The sequence below is a fragment of the Loktanella sp. F6476L genome, assembly GCF_023015725.1.
Classification (GTDB): Bacteria; Pseudomonadota; Alphaproteobacteria; order Rhodobacterales; family Rhodobacteraceae; genus Yoonia.
The window spans coordinates 16,997-34,550 of sequence record NZ_JALKAR010000006.1 but is presented as its reverse complement, the minus strand read 5'-3'; the positions used below and the strand labels follow the sequence as shown (position 1 = coordinate 34,550).

At 55.4% G+C, this 17,554-nt stretch carries 23 protein-coding genes; 11 read left to right on the top strand and 12 right to left on the bottom strand.

Annotated elements, in window-relative coordinates; translation table 11 throughout:
* Window positions 1-33 precede the first annotated feature (33 nt).
* Window positions 34-459, top strand: a complete 426-nt coding sequence (locus MWU61_RS12790) for a PaaI family thioesterase (protein ID WP_247128772.1) — start codon at window positions 34-36, stop codon at window positions 457-459.
* A gap of 40 nt (window positions 460-499) precedes the next feature.
* On the opposite strand, the gene MWU61_RS12785 is transcribed toward MWU61_RS12790, so the two are convergent.
* Window positions 500-730: a DUF1127 domain-containing protein gene (locus MWU61_RS12785; protein WP_247128771.1), complete on the bottom strand. Its 231-nt coding sequence runs from the start codon at window positions 728-730 to the stop codon at window positions 500-502.
* Window positions 731-816: 86 nt separating this feature from the next.
* Between MWU61_RS12785 and MWU61_RS12780 the strand changes: the two genes are divergently transcribed.
* From MWU61_RS12780 to MWU61_RS12750, 7 genes are all read left to right on the top strand, one after another.
* A complete protein-coding gene (locus MWU61_RS12780; protein ID WP_247128770.1) occupies window positions 817-2,238 on the top strand; it encodes a PLP-dependent aminotransferase family protein in 1,422 nt (473 codons plus the stop codon).
* Between the two features lie 204 nt (window positions 2,239-2,442).
* A complete protein-coding gene (locus tag MWU61_RS12775) occupies window positions 2,443-2,760 on the top strand; it encodes a multidrug efflux SMR transporter (RefSeq protein WP_247128769.1) in 318 nt (105 codons plus the stop codon).
* A 17-nt stretch (window positions 2,761-2,777) separates the two neighbouring features.
* Window positions 2,778-3,401: a cysteine hydrolase gene (locus MWU61_RS12770; RefSeq protein WP_247128768.1), complete on the top strand. Its 624-nt coding sequence runs from the start codon at window positions 2,778-2,780 to the stop codon at window positions 3,399-3,401.
* Between the two features lie 268 nt (window positions 3,402-3,669).
* Complete coding sequence (gene rplM, locus MWU61_RS12765; RefSeq protein WP_247128767.1) at window positions 3,670-4,131, top strand: 50S ribosomal protein L13; 462 nt, start codon at window positions 3,670-3,672, stop codon at window positions 4,129-4,131.
* Entirely contained in the window at window positions 4,131-4,628 is a 498-nt protein-coding gene (rpsI, locus tag MWU61_RS12760) for a 30S ribosomal protein S9 (RefSeq protein WP_247128766.1), read from the top strand. The genes rplM and rpsI overlap by 1 nt, the downstream gene beginning before the upstream one ends.
* Before the next feature lie 135 nt (window positions 4,629-4,763).
* Window positions 4,764-5,132, top strand: coding sequence for a hypothetical protein (locus MWU61_RS12755; protein ID WP_247128765.1), 369 nt, complete (start codon window positions 4,764-4,766; stop codon window positions 5,130-5,132).
* Between the two features lie 66 nt (window positions 5,133-5,198).
* Window positions 5,199-6,587: a PepSY domain-containing protein gene (locus tag MWU61_RS12750; RefSeq protein ID WP_247128764.1), complete on the top strand. Its 1,389-nt coding sequence runs from the start codon at window positions 5,199-5,201 to the stop codon at window positions 6,585-6,587.
* Window positions 6,588-6,639: 52 nt separating this feature from the next.
* On the opposite strand, the gene MWU61_RS12745 is transcribed toward MWU61_RS12750, so the two are convergent.
* The 6 genes from MWU61_RS12745 to MWU61_RS12720 are packed head-to-tail and all read right to left on the bottom strand — an operon-like array spanning window position 6,640 to window position 11,530.
* On the bottom strand, window positions 6,640-7,185 hold the full coding sequence (locus MWU61_RS12745; RefSeq protein WP_247128763.1) for an acyloxyacyl hydrolase: 546 nt from the start codon (window positions 7,183-7,185) through the stop codon (window positions 6,640-6,642).
* Between the two features lie 26 nt (window positions 7,186-7,211).
* The gene (locus MWU61_RS12740) at window positions 7,212-7,829 is read right to left on the bottom strand and encodes a TetR/AcrR family transcriptional regulator (RefSeq protein ID WP_247128762.1); all 618 of its coding nucleotides are present in this window, start codon (window positions 7,827-7,829) and stop codon (window positions 7,212-7,214) included.
* Window positions 7,822-8,682, bottom strand: coding sequence for a polyphosphate kinase 2 (gene ppk2, locus MWU61_RS12735; protein WP_247128761.1), 861 nt, complete (start codon window positions 8,680-8,682; stop codon window positions 7,822-7,824). Before ppk2 ends, MWU61_RS12740 begins: the two co-directional genes overlap by 8 nt.
* A gap of 44 nt (window positions 8,683-8,726) precedes the next feature.
* On the bottom strand, window positions 8,727-9,734 hold the full coding sequence (locus MWU61_RS12730) for an alpha/beta hydrolase (protein WP_247128760.1): 1,008 nt from the start codon (window positions 9,732-9,734) through the stop codon (window positions 8,727-8,729).
* Window positions 9,709-10,626 carry a homoserine O-succinyltransferase gene (metA, locus tag MWU61_RS12725; RefSeq protein WP_247128759.1) on the bottom strand — a complete coding sequence of 306 codons (918 nt, stop codon included), beginning with the start codon at window positions 10,624-10,626 and terminating at the stop codon, window positions 9,709-9,711. The genes MWU61_RS12730 and metA overlap by 26 nt, the downstream gene beginning before the upstream one ends.
* 37 nt (window positions 10,627-10,663) lie before the next feature.
* Window positions 10,664-11,530, bottom strand: a complete 867-nt coding sequence (locus MWU61_RS12720) for an ATPase (RefSeq protein ID WP_247128758.1) — start codon at window positions 11,528-11,530, stop codon at window positions 10,664-10,666.
* Between the two features lie 148 nt (window positions 11,531-11,678).
* Between MWU61_RS12720 and MWU61_RS12715 the strand changes: the two genes are divergently transcribed.
* Window positions 11,679-12,623, top strand: a complete 945-nt coding sequence (locus MWU61_RS12715) for a glutathione S-transferase N-terminal domain-containing protein (protein ID WP_247128757.1) — start codon at window positions 11,679-11,681, stop codon at window positions 12,621-12,623.
* Window positions 12,624-12,650: 27 nt separating this feature from the next.
* Here the strand turns inward: MWU61_RS12715 and MWU61_RS12710 are convergent, their stop codons facing one another.
* The 5 genes from MWU61_RS12710 to mnmA all read right to left on the bottom strand — a co-directional run bounded on the left by MWU61_RS12710 (window position 12,651) and on the right by mnmA (window position 16,306).
* Window positions 12,651-12,869: a hypothetical protein gene (locus tag MWU61_RS12710; protein ID WP_247128756.1), complete on the bottom strand. Its 219-nt coding sequence runs from the start codon at window positions 12,867-12,869 to the stop codon at window positions 12,651-12,653.
* Between the two features lie 174 nt (window positions 12,870-13,043).
* A complete protein-coding gene (locus tag MWU61_RS12705) occupies window positions 13,044-13,664 on the bottom strand; it encodes a DedA family protein (protein ID WP_247128755.1) in 621 nt (206 codons plus the stop codon).
* Window positions 13,661-14,020, bottom strand: coding sequence for a hypothetical protein (locus MWU61_RS12700; protein WP_247128754.1), 360 nt, complete (start codon window positions 14,018-14,020; stop codon window positions 13,661-13,663). Before MWU61_RS12700 ends, MWU61_RS12705 begins: the two co-directional genes overlap by 4 nt.
* A 72-nt stretch (window positions 14,021-14,092) precedes the next feature.
* A complete protein-coding gene (locus MWU61_RS12695) occupies window positions 14,093-15,154 on the bottom strand; it encodes an acyltransferase (protein ID WP_247128753.1) in 1,062 nt (353 codons plus the stop codon).
* Window positions 15,155-15,166: 12 nt separating this feature from the next.
* Window positions 15,167-16,306: a tRNA 2-thiouridine(34) synthase MnmA gene (mnmA, locus tag MWU61_RS12690; protein WP_247128752.1), complete on the bottom strand. Its 1,140-nt coding sequence runs from the start codon at window positions 16,304-16,306 to the stop codon at window positions 15,167-15,169.
* Between the two features lie 143 nt (window positions 16,307-16,449).
* Here mnmA and MWU61_RS12685 point away from each other — a divergent pair, with 143 nt between their 5' ends.
* Window positions 16,450-16,728, top strand: coding sequence for a DUF1153 domain-containing protein (locus tag MWU61_RS12685; RefSeq protein WP_247128751.1), 279 nt, complete (start codon window positions 16,450-16,452; stop codon window positions 16,726-16,728).
* A gap of 90 nt (window positions 16,729-16,818) precedes the next feature.
* Complete coding sequence (locus MWU61_RS12680) at window positions 16,819-17,532, top strand: response regulator transcription factor CtrA (protein ID WP_247128750.1); 714 nt, start codon at window positions 16,819-16,821, stop codon at window positions 17,530-17,532.
* Window positions 17,533-17,554 lie beyond the last annotated feature (22 nt).

Sequence of the window (17,554 nt, the reverse complement as noted above, 5' to 3'; positions counted from 1 at the left end):
AAGCTTAGGCCGTGATTGGGAGTGAGGGAAGACATGTCTGACATTTTGAAAATGGATATTCCGGCGCTCGAGGCGTTTTTGGAACGGGATTTCACGCAAGTCGCGGACATGTTCGGGCTCGATGCGTTGGATGAGACGGAATTGACAGTGCGGTTACGTGTTCAAGAACAGCATTTGCGTCCGGGCGGGACTGTATCAGGTCCGTCGATGTTCGCGCTGGCGGATGTGGCGATGTATCTTGCGATCTTGGCGCGGATCGGGCCGGTCGGGTTGGCGGTGACGACCAATTGCAGCATTGATTTTATGCGTAAACCTGCCGCTGGCGTTGATCTGATTGCAAAGGCGCGGGTTCTTAAATTGGGGCGCGTTTTGGCTGTGGGGGATGTTCTGCTGTTCAGCGAAGGGCAGGCGGATCCTGTTGCGCGGGCGTCGCTCACGTATTCGATCCCCAAGCACTAAAAAAAGGGGCCGGAGGATATCCGGCCCAGTCAGGAAGATCTTAACGTTGGTAGAAGCGCTTGTTCGCTTCGCGCTTGGCCTCAGCTGACGTGAGGCCGATGTCGTCCAATTCGTATGGATCAAGACGACCAAGCGCCTTGCGGGTTCGCCAATTCATGTCCCATTTCGTCGCCATCACCGCCACGGTCACAGCAACACGGGCCAGCGTTGGAAGCTGTGCCTGAGAGTTGAGTAGAGCGAGTTGGGCGGGGTGGATAGCGTTTGATGACATGATGCGTCCCTTTCAAATTGTATTGACACATTTGCAGTTGTTTCGTATCTATTTGGTACATTGTACTGCATGCGTGGGTCGAGAGAATGATTGTATCCGATACAAAATGGCAACCAAGTCTGTCTGGTGCGGGGCGTGCGAAGTATAAGGCGTTGGCGCAGGCCATTCGCGAAGCGATTGTATCGGGACAATTGTCTGCCGGTGAACAACTGCCGCCTGTGCGTGATCTTGCGTATCGAATCAATGTCACTCCGGGCACCGTGGCGCGGGCCTATGCGGTCCTGACAGATGAGGGGCGTCTGACCGCAGGTGTGGGCCGCGGTACATTTGTGACGGAACGCAAAGCTGTTGCGCAATCGGTTTGGGACGCACCTGCGATGCTGGATAACGTGGCTGAGTTATCCGAGCGGGTTCATCTGTTGAGCCCGAAAATGCCAGAGGTCGGGCAGGGTGCAATCATGCGGGGAGCCTTGCAGGCGCTCGCCACGGATATGGTTCCCGAACATCTGTTGAACTACCCGAGCCGGGTCACAGATATCGCTGCACGGCGCGCGTTTAAGGCATCTTTGACCGATACCCCAGTCGGTCCGTTTGATGAAAACGATGTGATTACGTCGCATGGCGGCCAAAGCGCGATTATCATGATTTTACAAACGGTTCTGCATGGACCTTCACCTGTTATCGCGGTGGATGAGCTTAGTTACGGTGGGTTCCGTTCGGCTGCTGTCATGTCGCGTGCTCAAGTTGTGGGGGTGCCTTGGGATGACGAAGGGCCTGATCCTGCGGTCCTTGAGGATTTGATCAAAACGCAGGGCGTTCAGGTGTTTTGCACCTCTGCCGAGGTCTGCAATCCGACTGTGCGCACAACATCGACGCCACGCCGTAAGCAGATTGCGAAACTGGCCCAGCGCTACGGTATCCATATTATTGATGACGACTGTTATCGGTTGATGCGGACGGAACATAACGGACCAAGTTATCGCGCGTTGGCACCGGATTTAGGGTGGTATGTGACGTCGCCATCAAAGTCGCTGACGGCCGCTTTGCGGATCGGTTTTGCGGTGGCGCCTTTGGATTGGGGCGCGAACCTTGCCCGCACGTCCACGTTCCATTCGTTTGGTGTGACGCGGCTGGTGACAGATATGTATGCATACATTATGGCCCAGCCCGAATTGCCGGACATTATTGAGCGGATCAAAGGCCGGATTGCCGAAGATGTGCGGGCCGCGGTGAATATCCTTGGCGGTCACAAGCTGACGTGGTCAGAACAGGTCCCGTTTTTGTGGCTAGAGCTGCCAATGGGCTGGCGTGCTGGGGAATTTAAACAGCAGGCGGAAACCGCTGGTGTGTTGATCAAATCGGCAGAGGATTTTGCTTTGCGTGATGGGCGATCAAACCATGCGGTGCGGATTGCGATTAACGGACAGGTGAGCCACGAACACTTTGCGTCGGGGATGCAAACGCTGCGCGAGATGCTGGATAATCCGCCGGATATTATTTCGGTGTGATTGGGGGCGTTACGGGCGGTTCGGCACGCGGATTGAGCCGATTTTGAAGACTCACGTCGGGATGTTTCTTTTGCCGCCATTCCTAGTCGACCGGTAAATTGACAAGTCTTGATGTCACGTTTAATCCTTTGAGCTAGGCTTGCCGGGACGACCCGGCCATGACAGGGCATTAGTCAGGACGACCTGCGGATAGTGGAGGTCGAAATGGCTTGGTTTTATCTTTTCATCGCAGGTGCATTGGAAGTCGCTTGGGCCGCGGGGCTCAAGAAACTTGGTATTGGTTTCTCTTGGACGCTTGGCGTTTTGACGCTTGTTGCGATGATCGCGAGCCTTGTGGCTCTTTATGCCGCGATGGCACGGCTACCGCTTGGGATCGCCTATCCGATTTGGACCGGGATCGGTTCAGTCGGATCGGTGATTGTGGGCGTGATGGCGTTCAATCAAAATCTTAGCATGGCCGGAATAGCAGGTCTGATATTTCTGATGATCGGGATGTTTCTCATCGGATCAGATGCGCATTAATACGAAGGGACACGAAAATGACGACAGCAACCAAAACAGCAAGAAATCTGATCGAAGGCCGGCCTGCGTTGATCGTGATCGATATTCAGAAAAGCACCTTCATTGACGATAGTGAAGTGCGGTCCATCGATAACATGCCGGGTTATAAGGATCGGATGATCGCTGCGCGCGACTTGGTGGATGCCGCCCATGAGAACGACGTGCCGGTGATTTTCATTCAGGAAATCCATCGATCTGACCTTATTGATTTCGGACGCGAATTGGACGGAGACGAGGACGTTCACTGTCTGGAAGGTGATCCGCGTACAGACGTCGCCAAAGAGGAAATGGGATATCGCAAAGGCGACTACATCATTCCGAAGCGGCGTTACTCCGCGTTTTTCGGAACTGATCTGGAAATTCTGCTGCGGGGGCTGAAGGTCGACACGCTTTTGCTGTGCGGCGGGCTGACCGATGTCTGCGTCCACTATACCTTTGTTGATGGGCATCAGTCCGACTACTTCTGCCGCGTCGTGACCGATTGTGTCGGTGGATCATCCGTTGAGGCGCATGAAGCGGCACTCAAAGCGATGGAATACCTGCAAACGGGTGCGATTCAGGATCGGGCGACGGTGATTGAAGCGATGTCGAGATATCGATGAGCGAGTTGGCCCGTTGAACATTCCATGCGCGTGAATGCGAGACGAAGCGTTCGCTGTGGTGGGGATGTGGGCGAATGGTGTGAGTTTCGGCGGGGAAACGTCCGTAGCGTGATAATTGTGTGGGGTATTTTGATACCTTATTTTTAACCTGTTGAAATACAATAACTTAATTGATTCTTTTTCTCTTGTTTGTGTCCTGCACACCTTTATAAGCCCGTTATCCGAATGACGGGGCTGTAATGGTCCCCCCAAACCTTTTTGGTGAGATATGAAAACCTTTTCTGCGACTCCGGCAGATGTAGACAAGAAATGGATCCTGATCGACGCTGAAGGCGTTGTTCTGGGCCGTCTCGCGTCCATCATCGCCATGCGCTTGCGCGGCAAGCACAAAGCATCCTTCACGCCGTCCATGGACATGGGCGACAACGTGATCGTTATCAACGCTGACAAAGTTCAGATGACTGGTAACAAACGTGATGAAAAATACTACTGGCACACTGGCCACGTGGGTGGGATCAAATCCCGCACCAAAGGCGAGATCCTTGAAGGCAAGCACCCTGAGCGCGTTCTGATGAAAGCTGTTCAGCGCATGTTGCCAGGTGGTCCACTGTCCAAGAAGCAGATGACAAACATCCGCGTCTTCGCTGGTGCAGAGCACGGCATGGAAGCCCAGAAGCCTGAAGTTCTGGACGTTAAGTCCATGAACAAAAAGAACACGAGGACTGCATAATGGCCGATCAGATCAACTCTCTCGAAGAGCTCGGCGCGGTTGCAGAAGGCGTTGTCGCTGAAGCACCTGTGGCTGAAGTCGTCATCAACCGTGAACCAGTTCGTGACGAACTGGGTCGTTCATATGCCACTGGTAAGCGTAAAGACGCTGTTGCACGCGTTTGGATCAAGCCAGGTTCTGGTAAGGTCACCGTGAACGGCAAAGAAATGAACACATACTTTGCACGTCCAGTGCTGCAGATGATCTTGGCGCAGCCATTCTCTGTTGCTGGTGTTGCTGGTCAGTTCGACGTTGTCGCAACTGTCAAAGGCGGTGGTCTTTCTGGTCAGGCTGGTGCGGTGAAGCACGGTGTTTCTAAGGCGCTTCAGCTTTATGATCCGGCCCTGCGTCCTGCGCTGAAAGCTGCTGGCTTCCTCACACGCGATAGCCGTGTTGTTGAGCGTAAGAAGTACGGTAAAGCAAAAGCGCGTAAGAGCTTCCAGTTCTCCAAGCGTTAAGCTTTGGGTCTATGGTTTTGGAAAGGGCGTCCTTTGGGGCGCCCTTTTTGTTTGCGATTCGTCGGGGCTGCGTCGGGGTTGTTTTTGGTAAATGGCCTCTCGTGTCTGGCATCGAAATGATTTAGGTCGCGTGGCATGTTCAAAGCATTGCGGATCATTTCCAGTCTTTTGACGCCCGTTGCGCTGATTTGCGCGATGGTGATGTCCGGATTTGCGCATTCTCCCGCAGTTCAATCTGAAATGACGCCCGAGCTTGCAGCCTATGTCGCTGCTGGCGGTTCGTTGTCTGATATTTGTGGCAATACAGGCGGGCAGGACGGTGCTTTGGGTCAAAAGTGTGAGGCCTGCCGTCTGGCGGGTGGCGCGCTTATTCCGCGTGATTGCCACGGCATTCCAATGCGTCTGCTGGAACAGACGCGCATTCAGACCTTTGTCGCCGTTCAATTGCACAACGCGCGCCCACTTGATCCCGCGCGGCTGACGCGCGCACCACCCCAAGCCTGATCTCTTCACCTAACAGAGTTCAATTTCGCCCGCTCGCAAGCGGGTCTCAAGGCTTGGAGCCAAATCATGAAAGCAACCGAAATTACCGCGCCGCCCGAGGGCCGCGTGAACAAACTCTATTTCGCCGCGTGGCGCTGGCATTTCTACGCTGGCTTATTTGTTATTCCGTTCCTGACCGTATTGGCCGTCACAGGAATGGCCATGCTGTGGATCGCGTGGATTGACGGGAGAGACGGGGAACGGACAGCCGTGATCCCGCAGGACATTGTTCAGCCGGTTTCCGTACAGGCGGATGCTGCCGTGGCCGCTATATCCGACGGGACACTGAAGCAATATGTCGCCCCGCGTACATCCGATGTGGCGGCGTTGTTTCGAGTCGATTCTGGTGGCGATGCCACGATGGTTGCCGTTGACCCATACACCGCAGAGGTGATCGAGACATTCCCACGTCGGAGCGGGTGGTATGATGTCGTCGACGGTATCCACAGTGATCTGATGCTTGGTGTCACCGGTGACCGAATGCTGGAGACAGCCGCGTCGCTGGCGTTGGTCCTGATTGCCACGGGGCTTTATATGTGGTGGCCGCGCGATGCGGGATGGCGTCGCGCCTTGATCCCAACTTTTGGCCGCGGTCGCGCGGTGTGGAAATCGCTGCATGGCGTTGTTGGCATCTGGCTATCCTTGTTTTTGGTGTTCTTCCTGATCTCAGGTCTGTCGTGGGCAGGCATTTGGGGTGGTAAGATGGTTCAAGCGTGGAGCCAGTTTCCTGCAGAGAAATGGAACGAAGTCCCGTTATCTGACGAAACCCACGCCAGTTTGAACCACGACCGCCGTGAAGTGCCGTGGGCGCTGGAGCAGACACCATTGCCTGCGTCCGGTAGTGACGCGGGTGTTGCGGGTGTGGACGCGGGTCCCGTGACCATCGACACGGTGGACCGCCTTGCGCGTGAAATCGGGTTCGATGCCCGCTATCAGTTGAACGTGCCGCGTTCCGCAACGGGTGTGTGGACGTTGAGCCGCGATTCCATGAATACGGATAGCACTGATCCGATGTCCGACCGGACTGTTCATGTGGATCAATACTCGGGTAAAATTTTGGCTGATGTGCGGTTCGATGATTATTCGGTCGCGGGGAAAGCCATGGCCGTTGGGATCGCGCTACATATGGGCACCTTAGGATTGTGGAGCGTTTTGGCCAACACGATCATCTGCCTGTCTGTCTTGTTCCTGTGCGTCAGTTCGGTTGTGCTGTGGTGGAAGCGTAAGCCTGCGCATGCTGGCCGGCTTTCCGCGCCACCCATGCCGAAAGAGTTGCCGTTATGGCAGGGCGCGGTGTTTGTGGGGTTGGCCGTTTCGATGGCGTTCCCAATGGCTGGGATTGCGTTGCTGTGTGTGCTGGCGGTGGATGCGTTCATCCTGTCTTGGTTGCCAAGCCTGCGTTACCGTTTGACGTAAAGTGATGTTGGCACCGCTCTGTTTTGGGGCGGTGCCATTCTGACCACGGTTGCTAGAACCGCGACGTGATCTGCGGTCCGTTTTCCCATTCGACTGCGTAACGGATGGACAGTGTTTCTAGCCCCGGGTTACGCGCTTGGGTGTCTGCGTTGGATCTGTGGTCGTAGGCCACAGTGATCGTGCTGCCGTTGTCGAATTCGTACCCGATCCCGAAAGCTGATCGGAATTGCAGGGGACCGCCAAGGTCGATGCCTTCGCGTGGCGCGTAAAGGCCTGGCATCATGGATGTTTCTATGAACAATGGGCTGTCAAAGACGTTTTGCGATGTCCATTTCCAGCCGACACCAAACCATGCGGAACCGTCCGTCGTCAGGGACAGTCCGTATGTTGGTTGGAACGGTCCTTTGCGGCGGTGGCTGTCGTAGCCCATGTAGAATTCTTCGGCGATGCTTTCATCGTTAAATTGCACGTCGGCGAATTGGTATGACAGGCGCGCTTGCGCGGGTTCTTTGATCAGGCAGCCTTCGTTCGGGCAGTCATTCGCCGTCATGTCAGCGACGCTTGTCAGCAACCAGATAAGGGCAAGGGTTCCGTCCATTGGTGTTGTCCTATGTGCAAATGAGGTCAGGCGTCGGGCGGCAAAAGGCCAAGTCCGCGCAGGTAGATGCCGATGCCTGTTTCGAGCAGGTCTTCGGGGGGAAAGGGGCTTTTGGTGCCGGGGGATCCGCGGGCGAAAAGTTCGACGACACCGTGTGACAGCGCCCAGATGTGGGCCGAGAACATCTGTGGCGGCGGGCGGCGGTCCGCTGGGATGTGGTTGCTTAGGTCTGTTGCCGCTTTTTCCAAGACGCCCAGCGCGCGGGTCGCGGAGGCGTTGAGCGCTGGGTTTCGTTGGATCGAAATGCCGGATTCGAACATGGCCACGTAATGGCCCGGAAATTTGTTGGCGAAGGCCAGATAGGCGCGGCCTGTTTTGAGGAACGCCGTCAATGCAGAGGGTTTGCCGCCATCATAGGCGTGTTCCATCAGATCGCCGAAGATGTCGTAACCTTGGTGCGCGGCTTCCGCGATCAAGTCTTCGCGGCCCGCAAAGTGGCGGTAGACGGCAGCGGGTGTCACACCTGCTTCGCGTGCGGCTTCGGAGAGGGAGAAACCGGTCGGGCCTTTGGCTTCGATCAGCGTGAGGCAGGATTTGACAAGTGCCTCGCGGAGATTGCCGTGATGATAGCCTTGTTTAGGCATTCCACAGGTCCGGTCCGCCAGCGATTTTATCGTCGATCTTGGGCAGGTCTTTGTTCGGGTAATCAAGACCTTGCAGTACGGACTTAATGGCGTTCACACGGGCGCGTTTTTTGTCGTCGGACCGCACAACGGTCCACGGTGGGAAATCGGTGTGGGTGCGTGTCAATGTTTCGTCAATTGCCGTGGTATAGGCGTCCCATTTCGCAAGGCCAGCGACGTCGATCCAGCTGAGTTTCCACTGCTTGAGCGGATCGCTTTCGCGGTCGAGGAAACGTTTCAGTTGCGTTGCACGCCCGACATTGAGCCAGATTTTGAACAGCTTGATGCCGTCGTCGGCGAGCATCTTTTCGAAGTCGCCGACTTGGTTGAACCAGTGTTGGCGCTGATCAGGTGTGCAGAAGTCGAACACGTGTTCCACAACGCCGCGATTGTACCAGCTGCGGTCGAAGAAAACGACTTCACCAGCGGCGGGTAGGTGTTTGATATAGCGTTGGAAATACCATTGCGTTGCTTCGACTTCAGTCGGCTTGGAAAGCGCTACGACACGTGCGCCGCGCGGGTTTAGATTCTCGCGGAACCGCTTGATCGTCCCGCCTTTACCAGCCGCATCACGGCCTTCGAAAACGACTGCAACGCGTTGGCCGGTCTCTTTGACCCATGCCTGCATTTGCACGAGTTGGATTTGCAGCGCTTCGATTTCGGCCTCATAGGCGTCTTTGTCCCACGCCGTGTCGTATGGGTAATCGGGGTTGATGATCCGCTTTTTCTTGGCGGATTTGATCAGATCAACCACATCGTCCGGCGCTTCGTTTTTGAAGTAGGCGCTGATCCCACCATCAAGCGGTTTAGACATGATAAAACTCCCTGAATTTCGCTAGTTATGGCGATTTTAGAGGCTTAACGCAATCCGGCGCGGTCAGCTGCGCGTACAATCGCGTCGACTGCGGCTTGCGGGTCAGCATGGTGCGGCATGTGGCCGACACCGGGTAGGCTGGTCAAACGTGCGCTGTCCACGATTTTCACAAATTCAATCGGGTGAACGAAGTCAGGCACCGTTGTGTCCGCTGTCCCGTGGAGGATTTCGATGGGAAGCGTTAACTGCGGGTAGCGTGTGGTCATCTCCACGACATGCGGGCGCAGGGTGTTTACTTGGCGGACGTTCGCGCGGAATGTTTCTTGGCGCACGGCTAAAGGCGCACCGATGTGGGCGACATAGCCTTCGGGGACGGGGTCGGGCGCAAAGATGCCTTCTACCGCACCTTCGATGGTGCTGAGCGGCGCAAATGCTGAAATCAGTGGGATCACGACGGCGCCGCCAATGGGGCTGCCGTTCACGGTGTAATAGGCCCCAAGATCATCGGGCCATGGCATTAGAACACCGCCAAAAGATACGATGCCAGAGGCGTTTACAGGTGCTTCTTCACCTAGACCAATGTCTGCCCAAGCCATGGCGACGATACCACCGAAGCTATGACCCGCGACGATTGGATTTTCGATGCCAAGTTGGGTTGCGGCTTCGCGTAACATACGCGCTTGATCGGCTGGGCTGTCGCCGTCCGTGGCCAGCGGTCCGGTCTCAACTTGCGGTACCCGGTCTGTGTATCCAAGACCCGGACGGTCAAAGGCTGTTACGGTGAAATCATCTGCCAGCCGGTCTACGAGATCAAAGGTAAAATCGCGCAGGTTACCGCCCGCACCATGTAACAGAACCACATGCGGGCCGGACCCTTTTTGCACGTAGTGCACGCGCCCACCTGTGACGTCAGCGAATTGGCCGACAGGCGGGAACGCCTCTTCGGTGGCTTGGGTCCGTGCGGATGACACACAGCCCGTCAGCAAAGCCGAAAGGCCCAGCGCCGCGCCCGTGTATGAAAGTCCCTTAAGTGCCGATTTTATCAATGTCATAATGCGTGGTCTGGTAGATCTCGTTGATCCAATTCCCATAGAGCAGATGGGCGTGGGAACGCCATTTGTTCAGCGGTGGTTGGGTCGGATCATCCCCCGGATAATAGTTGGTCGGCACATTGATCGGCGTGCCTTCGGCAACATCGCGATCATATTCCTGTTTCAGCGTCCCACTGTCGTATTCAAAGTGGTTGAATATATACAGAGCACGATGTGCCGGATCTTCAACCAGTGCGGGACCAGAATCGTCACTTGTGATCAGGGTTTTCAGCCCCGACGCTGCGTCAATTTCGTCCTGACGCATTTCGGTCCATCGACTGACAGGGATCACGCAGTCATCCGAGAAGCCGCGTAGGTACGGCGACGCCGCATCACAGACACGGTGCCGGAAGCACCCGAAGGCCTTGTGATCCAGCAGATGTTTTTTCACATCGTGGAAGTAGTTGATCATCGCCATACCACCCCAGCACACCCCGAAGGTGGAATGCACGTTGGTCTGGGTCCAGTCCATGACTTCGCGCAGTTCGTCCCAATAGGTCACATCGGTAAAGTCGAGGTGTTCAATCGGCGCGCCTGTGATGATCAGACCGTCAAACTTCTGGTCCTTCACGTCTTGGAACGGCTGGTAGAATTCGGCCATGTGTTCCGCCGCCGTGTTCTTTGTCTGGTGTTCAGACATCCGGATCAGCGTCAGTTCAATCTGCAACGGGGTTGCCCCGATCAGGCGTGCGAACTGGTTCTCTGTCTGGATTTTCTTGGGCATCAGGTTCAGCAAAGCAATCCGCAATGGGCGGATGTCCTGATGACCGGCTTGGTCTTCATCAAGCACCATGACGCCTTCGTTGGTCAGAACGTCAAAAGCGGGCAGGGCGGCGGGTAGTTTAATCGGCATAGTGTAACCTCACGTGGGTCGGATGGCAGAGATAGGGCTAACCCCTGCGCATCTCAAGGGCGTCAGCGATCATGCCAACAAAACCCTCCTGATCGTGAACACGTGTGACCGCGTCTTGGGGGACTGTGATGCCCCATTTATCTGCCATCGCCTTGTAGCGCGGCTGACGATGGGCGAGCGCCTTTGCAAAGGCCCAGCGGATAAAGTCATCGGGATCAACTTGATCAGGCGCTTTGTTAAATTCGGCCAGATAAGCTTGCCAAGTGTTTAACAGAAAGACCGGATCGTAGGACATCGGCTTTGGTTCTTTGTCGAACCTGCGGATCAGTTCGGCCGTATGCGCATCAGTCCCTTCGATCCAGACCATCAGCGTTTTGGACGCGAGGTCCGTCATGATCGGGTCTTTATCGTCGTCTGTGTCGACCCATTCGCAGATTGATCCGCCTGTGTCGCAGATGAAATGCGGGTATTGGTACAGATCGGTCGCACGTTCGATAAAGTGACCGGTGTCGTGCAGGGCTGCGATTTCTGAGCGTTGAAACTGGTCCTGCCGTTTGGTGTATTCGTCCCAATCCAGCCCGCCCAGCGCCGGATTACCCGGTTTGCCAAGATAAGACGACATCGGTTTGAGGTCATCGAACGAGATGTTCGACCCGATGTAGATCGAATTCGACCGCAGCAGGTCGCGTAGGAACGGGACCTTCATCGCCTCGCGTTTGGCGTTGTCCGCAATCGCTTCGCCCATGTACCGCGTGCCGATCCGGTAATCGATCGAGTAATGGAACCAATCGCCGCCGTCGCGCAGCATGGTGGACAGATAAGTTTTTCCAAGCCCTGACATCGCAAAGATGAGGACGCGTTTCTGGGGGGCGTTACGCCATTCGGCTGCAGTTTCGTAAATCATGTGCGCAGGAATATGCGCGGACTGGGGTGGGCGCTAGGGAAAAAACCACATCGCGGTTTGTTCGTGTCGGTGTGTGTCCGGTGGACTTTTGCCAAAGACGCTTGCACGGTGCGACACGACCAGACCCGTACTTTGAAAAGGTAACCGAATGACTGACACGACGCCCGAGATTATCTTTCACAACTACCCTCAGTCTCCGGTGGCCGAAAAGGTGCGTGTGGCCTTTGGGATCAAGGGGCTTGCGTGGCGCGATGTTGAAATTCCTCGTTTGCCGCCAAAGCCGATGCTGACTGCATTGACGGGCGGGTATCGGCGTACGCCTGTGATGCAGATCGGTGCGGATATTTATTGCGACAGCCAGTGCATCTTGCGTGAATTGGACCGTCGTTATCCGGAGCCGAGTTATATGCCCACTGCTGATGCGGGGCTGATGTGGTGTCTGAGCCGCTGGACAGACGGAGAGTTGTTCACGCTTGCCCTGAAGCTGGTTCTTGGCGCGCAGGGTGACGATCTTCCACTTGACTTTGCCGAAGACCGCGGGCGTTTGTATTTGGGGGAAGATTGGGCCGAAGGTTTGAAGAAAGCCAACACTGATCTGCCGCATATTGTGGCGCAGTTGCGTGCGCCGCTGTCGTGGATCAACAGCGTGTTCAGTGATGGGCGCAAATATCTGTTGGGCGATGCGCCAGCCGCGATTGATGCGCAGGTTTATCATATCATCTGGTTCATCAAAGGCCGCTGGTCTGGTGGCCCCGAGATGTTGTCCGAATTCACCGCATTGACCCGTTGGGAACTGGATGTTGCCGCGTTGGGCCATGGGACACCAACGCCGTTGGATGCGCAGGAAGCGGTGGAGACGGCGCAAGGTACTGCGCCAAAGTCGTTGATTGGTGTGGCGCCAAATGATCCGCAAGGTTTGAAGGTTGGTGATCGTGTTTCGATCAACCCTGACGTTGATGGGGGCGAACAGCCTGTCGAAGGGACGTTGCGTTATGCCGACGCCGAAACCGTCAGCATTGATCGCAAGGGTGACGATGTTGGTGAGGTCGCGGTGCATTTCCCGCGTGCAGGCTACCGTATTACGGTGCTGTGACACGGCCAGGGGCGTCTAGATTACTTGCTACGCTGCGAGCTTGACGCGGACGATATAGGCGACTTCGTTGCCGAGACCAGTCAATGAATAAAGTGCGGGTGTGTCCGCATCGCAGATCAGTCGCAGGCTTTTCAGTTTCGCGATCGTGTCTGCGTCGTGTTGCAGCTTTGAATGCGCAATATTGCTGAGTACGCCGCGTTCGGCGGACGTTAAAGTCTCGGCTAGAAGTTCAGCTATGCGATTCACGTGTCGTTCCCTTTTTAAAAAAGTTTAACGTCGGTGCATTTATGGGTCGCGGGGAATTGGGGCGCAAAAATAACCTAACCAACGTTTTGGGTCATACCGTTAAGCATTGAACGCAGCAGGGCAGCGTTTCCGTCGCGGCCCGTTGCACAGGCGACAAATCGAGGTTGGTAAGGGTTATTGGCCGTGTTCGGCAGCGATTTCTGCTAGATGTGCCCGCCATTTACGGCGCAACCAAATCACGCAATAGAGCACTAACAGGCCCGCAAAGATGATCCCGAAGAAGTTGCTGAGGATATCGGCGACCTGCGAGAGCTGGGATGCAAACATGTAGCCCAAGGACACATAGGCGGCTGTCCAGATCGCGGCCCCGATTGCGGCCATGATCGTGAACTTCAGCCATCGCATACCACCCGCGCCGCACAGATAACTGATGTAAGGGCAGGTGGGGCTAAGGATCGTGTGGCTCAGCAGCACCGCGACATGGCCCTTGGAATGCAGCAAAGCTTCGCTTTTTTCCAGAACGGGCAGCAGGCGCGGTTTGCCCCGCATCCAATCCAAAATGCGCGGCCCAAATCGGGATGCGATCATAAATGCAATTTGGTCGCCAATGAGGAACGCCACAAATGCTACGACGAAAACCTGCCACAGCGTCAGGTCGTCCGACGCCGCAAACGCGCCAGATGTCAGCACAAGAACAGACGACGGCAGCGGTATCGCGAGGCACGCTAATGATATTACGCCAAACAAGAGGAAAAGTCCGTATTCCGGAACGAGGCCGATCACCGCTGCGGTCATTTTTGGATCTCCGTACGGAAAGCCTCTGCAGCAGCACGGACCTTGTCGGTCAACGCGTCCAGTGACATGTTCTGTTCAGCCGCAATCATACGCATGGTCATGCCGCGCGGCCCACCTTCGGTCAGCCCAAAGATTTCGCCAACAACGGGCCGTGGCAGGTCATAGGACATGCCAACATAGCGCGGTGTCATCCATGCCTTAAGCGCTTCATCCTGATGGCGCGGATCATTGAAATACAAGAAATCCAAGAAGATGTCGGCGGCGAACCACAGACCGGCGGCACATGCGATGATCAAGATGGCGAACACGCCAAGATGATTGCGCAGGAAGCTCCAAATGGGGTGCGGTCGGCTCATCCGGTTGTCCTGTCCTGTCCTGTTCAGTGCGCGGTTTTCCTTGCGTAGACCATGGTGGATGGTCATTCGGTGTCAAGCGGGTGATCCTAACAGGCGTCTGATCCAGCGCCGTCCGGGTCGTTCAATAACGTGATACAGGATCACGGATGCCACGTAGATCGTGGTGATCGAAATGGCAGCGGTCATTTGCTCGCTTATTCCACCAACCCGTTGAGCGACAACAGGGACGGCAAATAGTACGAGGATGTGTACCATGTAGGTCGCGTACGAAATCTCGCCCAGATAGATCAAGACGGGATGGCGCAGGCTATTTGATCGCTCTTGCGTGGCCAAATGCGCCAGTGTCGCAAGGAACACGGCGAGCGCCATGACGATCAAGCGTTCATCGGCTTGGAATGCAGATAGAAGCCCAACTGCTGCCACGCTGATCCAAAGGCAAGGTCTGACCCAGACATCGGGAAGCCGTCTTTTCTCCATGACCAGATATATCGCCAAGCCGATGAGGAATTCGGTCATGACGCGGATGATCCCGAAATCAAACATCAGTTTGGTGATGGAACGATCGAGGACGGCCAAGGTGAACAGGGATGCGGCGGCGAAGAGGCAAATCGCCAGAACAAGAGTGACAACTGGTCGAAAGATCAATGCGATTGTCAGACTGATTGGAAACATCAGGTAGGCGAAGGTTTCGGCGCTGACTGACCAAGACGGGAAGTTCCAAGAATGCCCGTCCGTCACCCCCCACGCATGCATAAGCGCGAAATGCCATGGCAAATGCGCCCAGTTCTGACCTTCGGCGACCGTTTCCGCGCCCATGATCGCAAGCGCCTGGTAGGCCACAACAAAGATCAACGTCATCGTCAGGTGAAGGGGGTAAAGACGGGCGAAGCGGTTTGTAAGGAAGCGTTTGTAGGAAAACGTGCCCTCTCGCCACGCTGAGAGGTAGACATGCGCCAGAATAAAGCCGCTCAACATGAAAAATAGATCAACACCTAAATGGCCGTCGGCGATCAGGTTGTTTCCAATGCTAGGGGGATTGGCCGCGTCAAAGAACTGATGAAAAATCACCACAATGAAGGCCGCCAAGGCCCGCATTGATGTCAGTTCCTGAAGGTTACTTGGCAGAGGCTTCATGCTGGGTGTAGCTCAATAACCGCGCCAGATCCAGCCGCCGCCAAGAACGCGGGTTCCGTCGGGGTCATAAAAGACGCAAGCCTGCCCGGGTGATACGCCTTCTTCTGCGACGAGCAGTTCGACTTCAGCTTCGGTATTCGAAATTGGCCGCAGAACGGCATCAATGGGTGGCTTGGTTGAGCGAACCTTTACCGCTATTGTCCGTTCGCCACCGTCCATCAAGTCGCCGTCGCCCAGCCAATTGATTTCCCGCAGGGGGACCTTGCGTGTTGCGAGCAGGTCTTTCGGTCCGACGATCACGTGCTTTTTGTCTACATCCAGCCGCACGACATACAACGGGTCTGCCAAGCCGCCGATCCCCAGGCCGCGGCGCTGACCGATGGTGTAATGGATGACGCCGCGATGCTGACCAAGGACGTTCCCGTCCGTATCCACGATATCGCCAGGTTCGGCAGCACCAGGACGCAGTTTTTCGATGACGGCGGCATAGTTGCCGTTGGGTACAAAGCAGATGTCTTGGCTGTCGGGTTTGTCCGCAACGCTTAGCCCGTATTTCGCGGCGAGCGCACGTGTTTCTTCCTTGGACGTGTGATGTCCAAGCGGAAACCGCAGGTAATCAAGCTGTTCACGGGTGGTCGAGAACAGGAAGTAGCTTTGGTCTTTGGTTGGGTCGCCTGCGGAATGCAGTTCGGCGCCCGCGCCACCCATCATGCGCTGGATGTAGTGACCGGTCGCCATGCAATCCGCGTCGAGGTCGCGGGCGGTTTCCAACAGGTCTTTGAATTTCACACGCTCGTTGCAGCGGATGCAGGGCACGGGCGTTGCACCAGCCAGATAGCTATCGGCGAATTCGTCCATCACGGCTTCTTTGAAGGTGTTTTCGTAGTCTAGGACGTAGTGGGGGAACCCCATCTCTTCGGCGACGCGGCGTGCATCGTGGATATCACGCCCCGCGCAACATGCCCCTTTTTTGGCCAAAGCGGCCCCGTGATCGTACAATTGTAAGGTCACACCGACGACGTCATAGCCTTCTTCGTGCAACTTTGCCGCGACAACGGAACTGTCCACACCACCTGACATCGCTACGACGACGCGGGTTTCCGACGGCGGTTTTGCAAAACCAAGGGAATTTAACGGTTGATCCAAAGACATATCACACCAATTTTTTATGGGCTTTCAGGGCGTTTCCAACAAATTTGCTGAAATTGCAAGTTACTCCGTTTCGGCAAGCTTACCGAAACTTAAGCGATTTTCTTCATATGTGCGTCCCAGTGCAAAATGCAAAGGGAAGCAAGATGTATTTGCGAAAGATTGATGGGCCACGTTCCGTGACGCTGCCCGATGGGTCTGTGATGACCCGCGCTGATCTGCCACCGACCGATACACGACGTTGGGTGGCATCGCGCAAGGCGTCCGTCATAAAAGCCGTTGCCGCAGGGCTGCTGACACGGCCTGAGGCGTTGGAGATGTACAGTTTGTCCGATGAAGAGTTTGCGGAATGGGAAACCGCAGTTGCCGAACACGGGGAGGCCGCATTGAAGACGACGTCGTTGCAGCGCTATAGACAACCCTAGGGAGAAGTGGCATCTTTTATGTTACCGGTAACGTGTCATTAACTATTCTTGCAATATGTTGGTGGTGCCAAGAAAAAGCGGAGAAAACAGATGCGCGTACTGCTGGTTGAAGACGACCCGACGACTTCAAAAAGCATCGAATTGATGCTCACTCATGCGAACCTAAACGTTTATGCGACCGATCTCGGGGAAGAAGGGATCGATCTTGCCAAGCTGTACGATTACGACCTGATCCTTCTGGACCTGAATTTGCCTGATATGAACGGTCACGAAGTGCTGCGGCAACTCAGGATGAGCCGGATCGACACACCAATCCTGATCCTGACGGGCGACGATAGCACCGAAGGAAAAATCAAGGGATTTGGCTTCGGCGCGGATGATTATCTGACGAAACCCTTCCATCGTGAAGAACTGATCGCGCGGATTCATGCGATTATTCGCAGGTCGAAAGGGCATGCCCAGTCCATCATCAAAACCGGACGCATTGCGGTCAATCTAGACGCGAAAACCGTGGATGTTGGCGGGAACACTGTCCATCTGACCGGCAAAGAATACCAAATGCTTGAATTGCTATCGTTGCGTAAGGGGACAACGCTGACGAAAGAGATGTTCCTGAACCATCTCTATGGCGGGATGGATGAGCCGGAACTGAAAATTATTGACGTGTTCATTTGTAAATTGCGCAAAAAATTGAGCAACGCGACCAATGGTGAAAATCATATCGAAACTGTTTGGGGGCGTGGTTACGTGCTGCGGGACCCGGAAGTTGGTGTAAACGAAGAACGGCTTGCCATCGGGGCTTAGGCCGTCGGTGCGATAGACCAAG

What these genes read in the sequence shown, in the direction of transcription:
- MWU61_RS12705 (WP_247128755.1), bottom strand. Translation starts at nt 13,664, where the DNA reads ATGACCGCAGCGGTGATCGGCCTCGTTCCGGAATACGGACTTTTCCTC.
- rpsI (WP_247128766.1), top strand. Translation starts at nt 4,131, where the DNA reads ATGGCCGATCAGATCAACTCTCTCGAAGAGCTCGGCGCGGTTGCAGAA.
- MWU61_RS12740 (WP_247128762.1), bottom strand. Translation starts at nt 7,829, where the DNA reads ATGCCTAAACAAGGCTATCATCACGGCAATCTCCGCGAGGCACTTGTC.
- MWU61_RS12770 (WP_247128768.1), top strand. Translation starts at nt 2,778, where the DNA reads ATGACGACAGCAACCAAAACAGCAAGAAATCTGATCGAAGGCCGGCCT.
- MWU61_RS12750 (WP_247128764.1), top strand. Translation starts at nt 5,199, where the DNA reads ATGAAAGCAACCGAAATTACCGCGCCGCCCGAGGGCCGCGTGAACAAA.
- MWU61_RS12775 (WP_247128769.1), top strand. Translation starts at nt 2,443, where the DNA reads ATGGCTTGGTTTTATCTTTTCATCGCAGGTGCATTGGAAGTCGCTTGG.
- MWU61_RS12730 (WP_247128760.1), bottom strand. Translation starts at nt 9,734, where the DNA reads ATGACATTGATAAAATCGGCACTTAAGGGACTTTCATACACGGGCGCG.
- MWU61_RS12720 (WP_247128758.1), bottom strand. Translation starts at nt 11,530, where the DNA reads ATGATTTACGAAACTGCAGCCGAATGGCGTAACGCCCCCCAGAAACGC.
- MWU61_RS12785 (WP_247128771.1), bottom strand. Translation starts at nt 730, where the DNA reads ATGTCATCAAACGCTATCCACCCCGCCCAACTCGCTCTACTCAACTCT.
- MWU61_RS12685 (WP_247128751.1), top strand. Translation starts at nt 16,450, where the DNA reads ATGTATTTGCGAAAGATTGATGGGCCACGTTCCGTGACGCTGCCCGAT.
- MWU61_RS12695 (WP_247128753.1), bottom strand. Translation starts at nt 15,154, where the DNA reads ATGAAGCCTCTGCCAAGTAACCTTCAGGAACTGACATCAATGCGGGCC.
- MWU61_RS12790 (WP_247128772.1), top strand. Translation starts at nt 34, where the DNA reads ATGTCTGACATTTTGAAAATGGATATTCCGGCGCTCGAGGCGTTTTTG.
- MWU61_RS12680 (WP_247128750.1), top strand. Translation starts at nt 16,819, where the DNA reads ATGCGCGTACTGCTGGTTGAAGACGACCCGACGACTTCAAAAAGCATC.
- MWU61_RS12745 (WP_247128763.1), bottom strand. Translation starts at nt 7,185, where the DNA reads ATGGACGGAACCCTTGCCCTTATCTGGTTGCTGACAAGCGTCGCTGAC.
- metA (WP_247128759.1), bottom strand. Translation starts at nt 10,626, where the DNA reads ATGCCGATTAAACTACCCGCCGCCCTGCCCGCTTTTGACGTTCTGACC.
- MWU61_RS12755 (WP_247128765.1), top strand. Translation starts at nt 4,764, where the DNA reads ATGTTCAAAGCATTGCGGATCATTTCCAGTCTTTTGACGCCCGTTGCG.
- rplM (WP_247128767.1), top strand. Translation starts at nt 3,670, where the DNA reads ATGAAAACCTTTTCTGCGACTCCGGCAGATGTAGACAAGAAATGGATC.
- mnmA (WP_247128752.1), bottom strand. Translation starts at nt 16,306, where the DNA reads ATGTCTTTGGATCAACCGTTAAATTCCCTTGGTTTTGCAAAACCGCCG.
- MWU61_RS12715 (WP_247128757.1), top strand. Translation starts at nt 11,679, where the DNA reads ATGACTGACACGACGCCCGAGATTATCTTTCACAACTACCCTCAGTCT.
- MWU61_RS12780 (WP_247128770.1), top strand. Translation starts at nt 817, where the DNA reads ATGATTGTATCCGATACAAAATGGCAACCAAGTCTGTCTGGTGCGGGG.
- ppk2 (WP_247128761.1), bottom strand. Translation starts at nt 8,682, where the DNA reads ATGTCTAAACCGCTTGATGGTGGGATCAGCGCCTACTTCAAAAACGAA.
- MWU61_RS12700 (WP_247128754.1), bottom strand. Translation starts at nt 14,020, where the DNA reads ATGAGCCGACCGCACCCCATTTGGAGCTTCCTGCGCAATCATCTTGGC.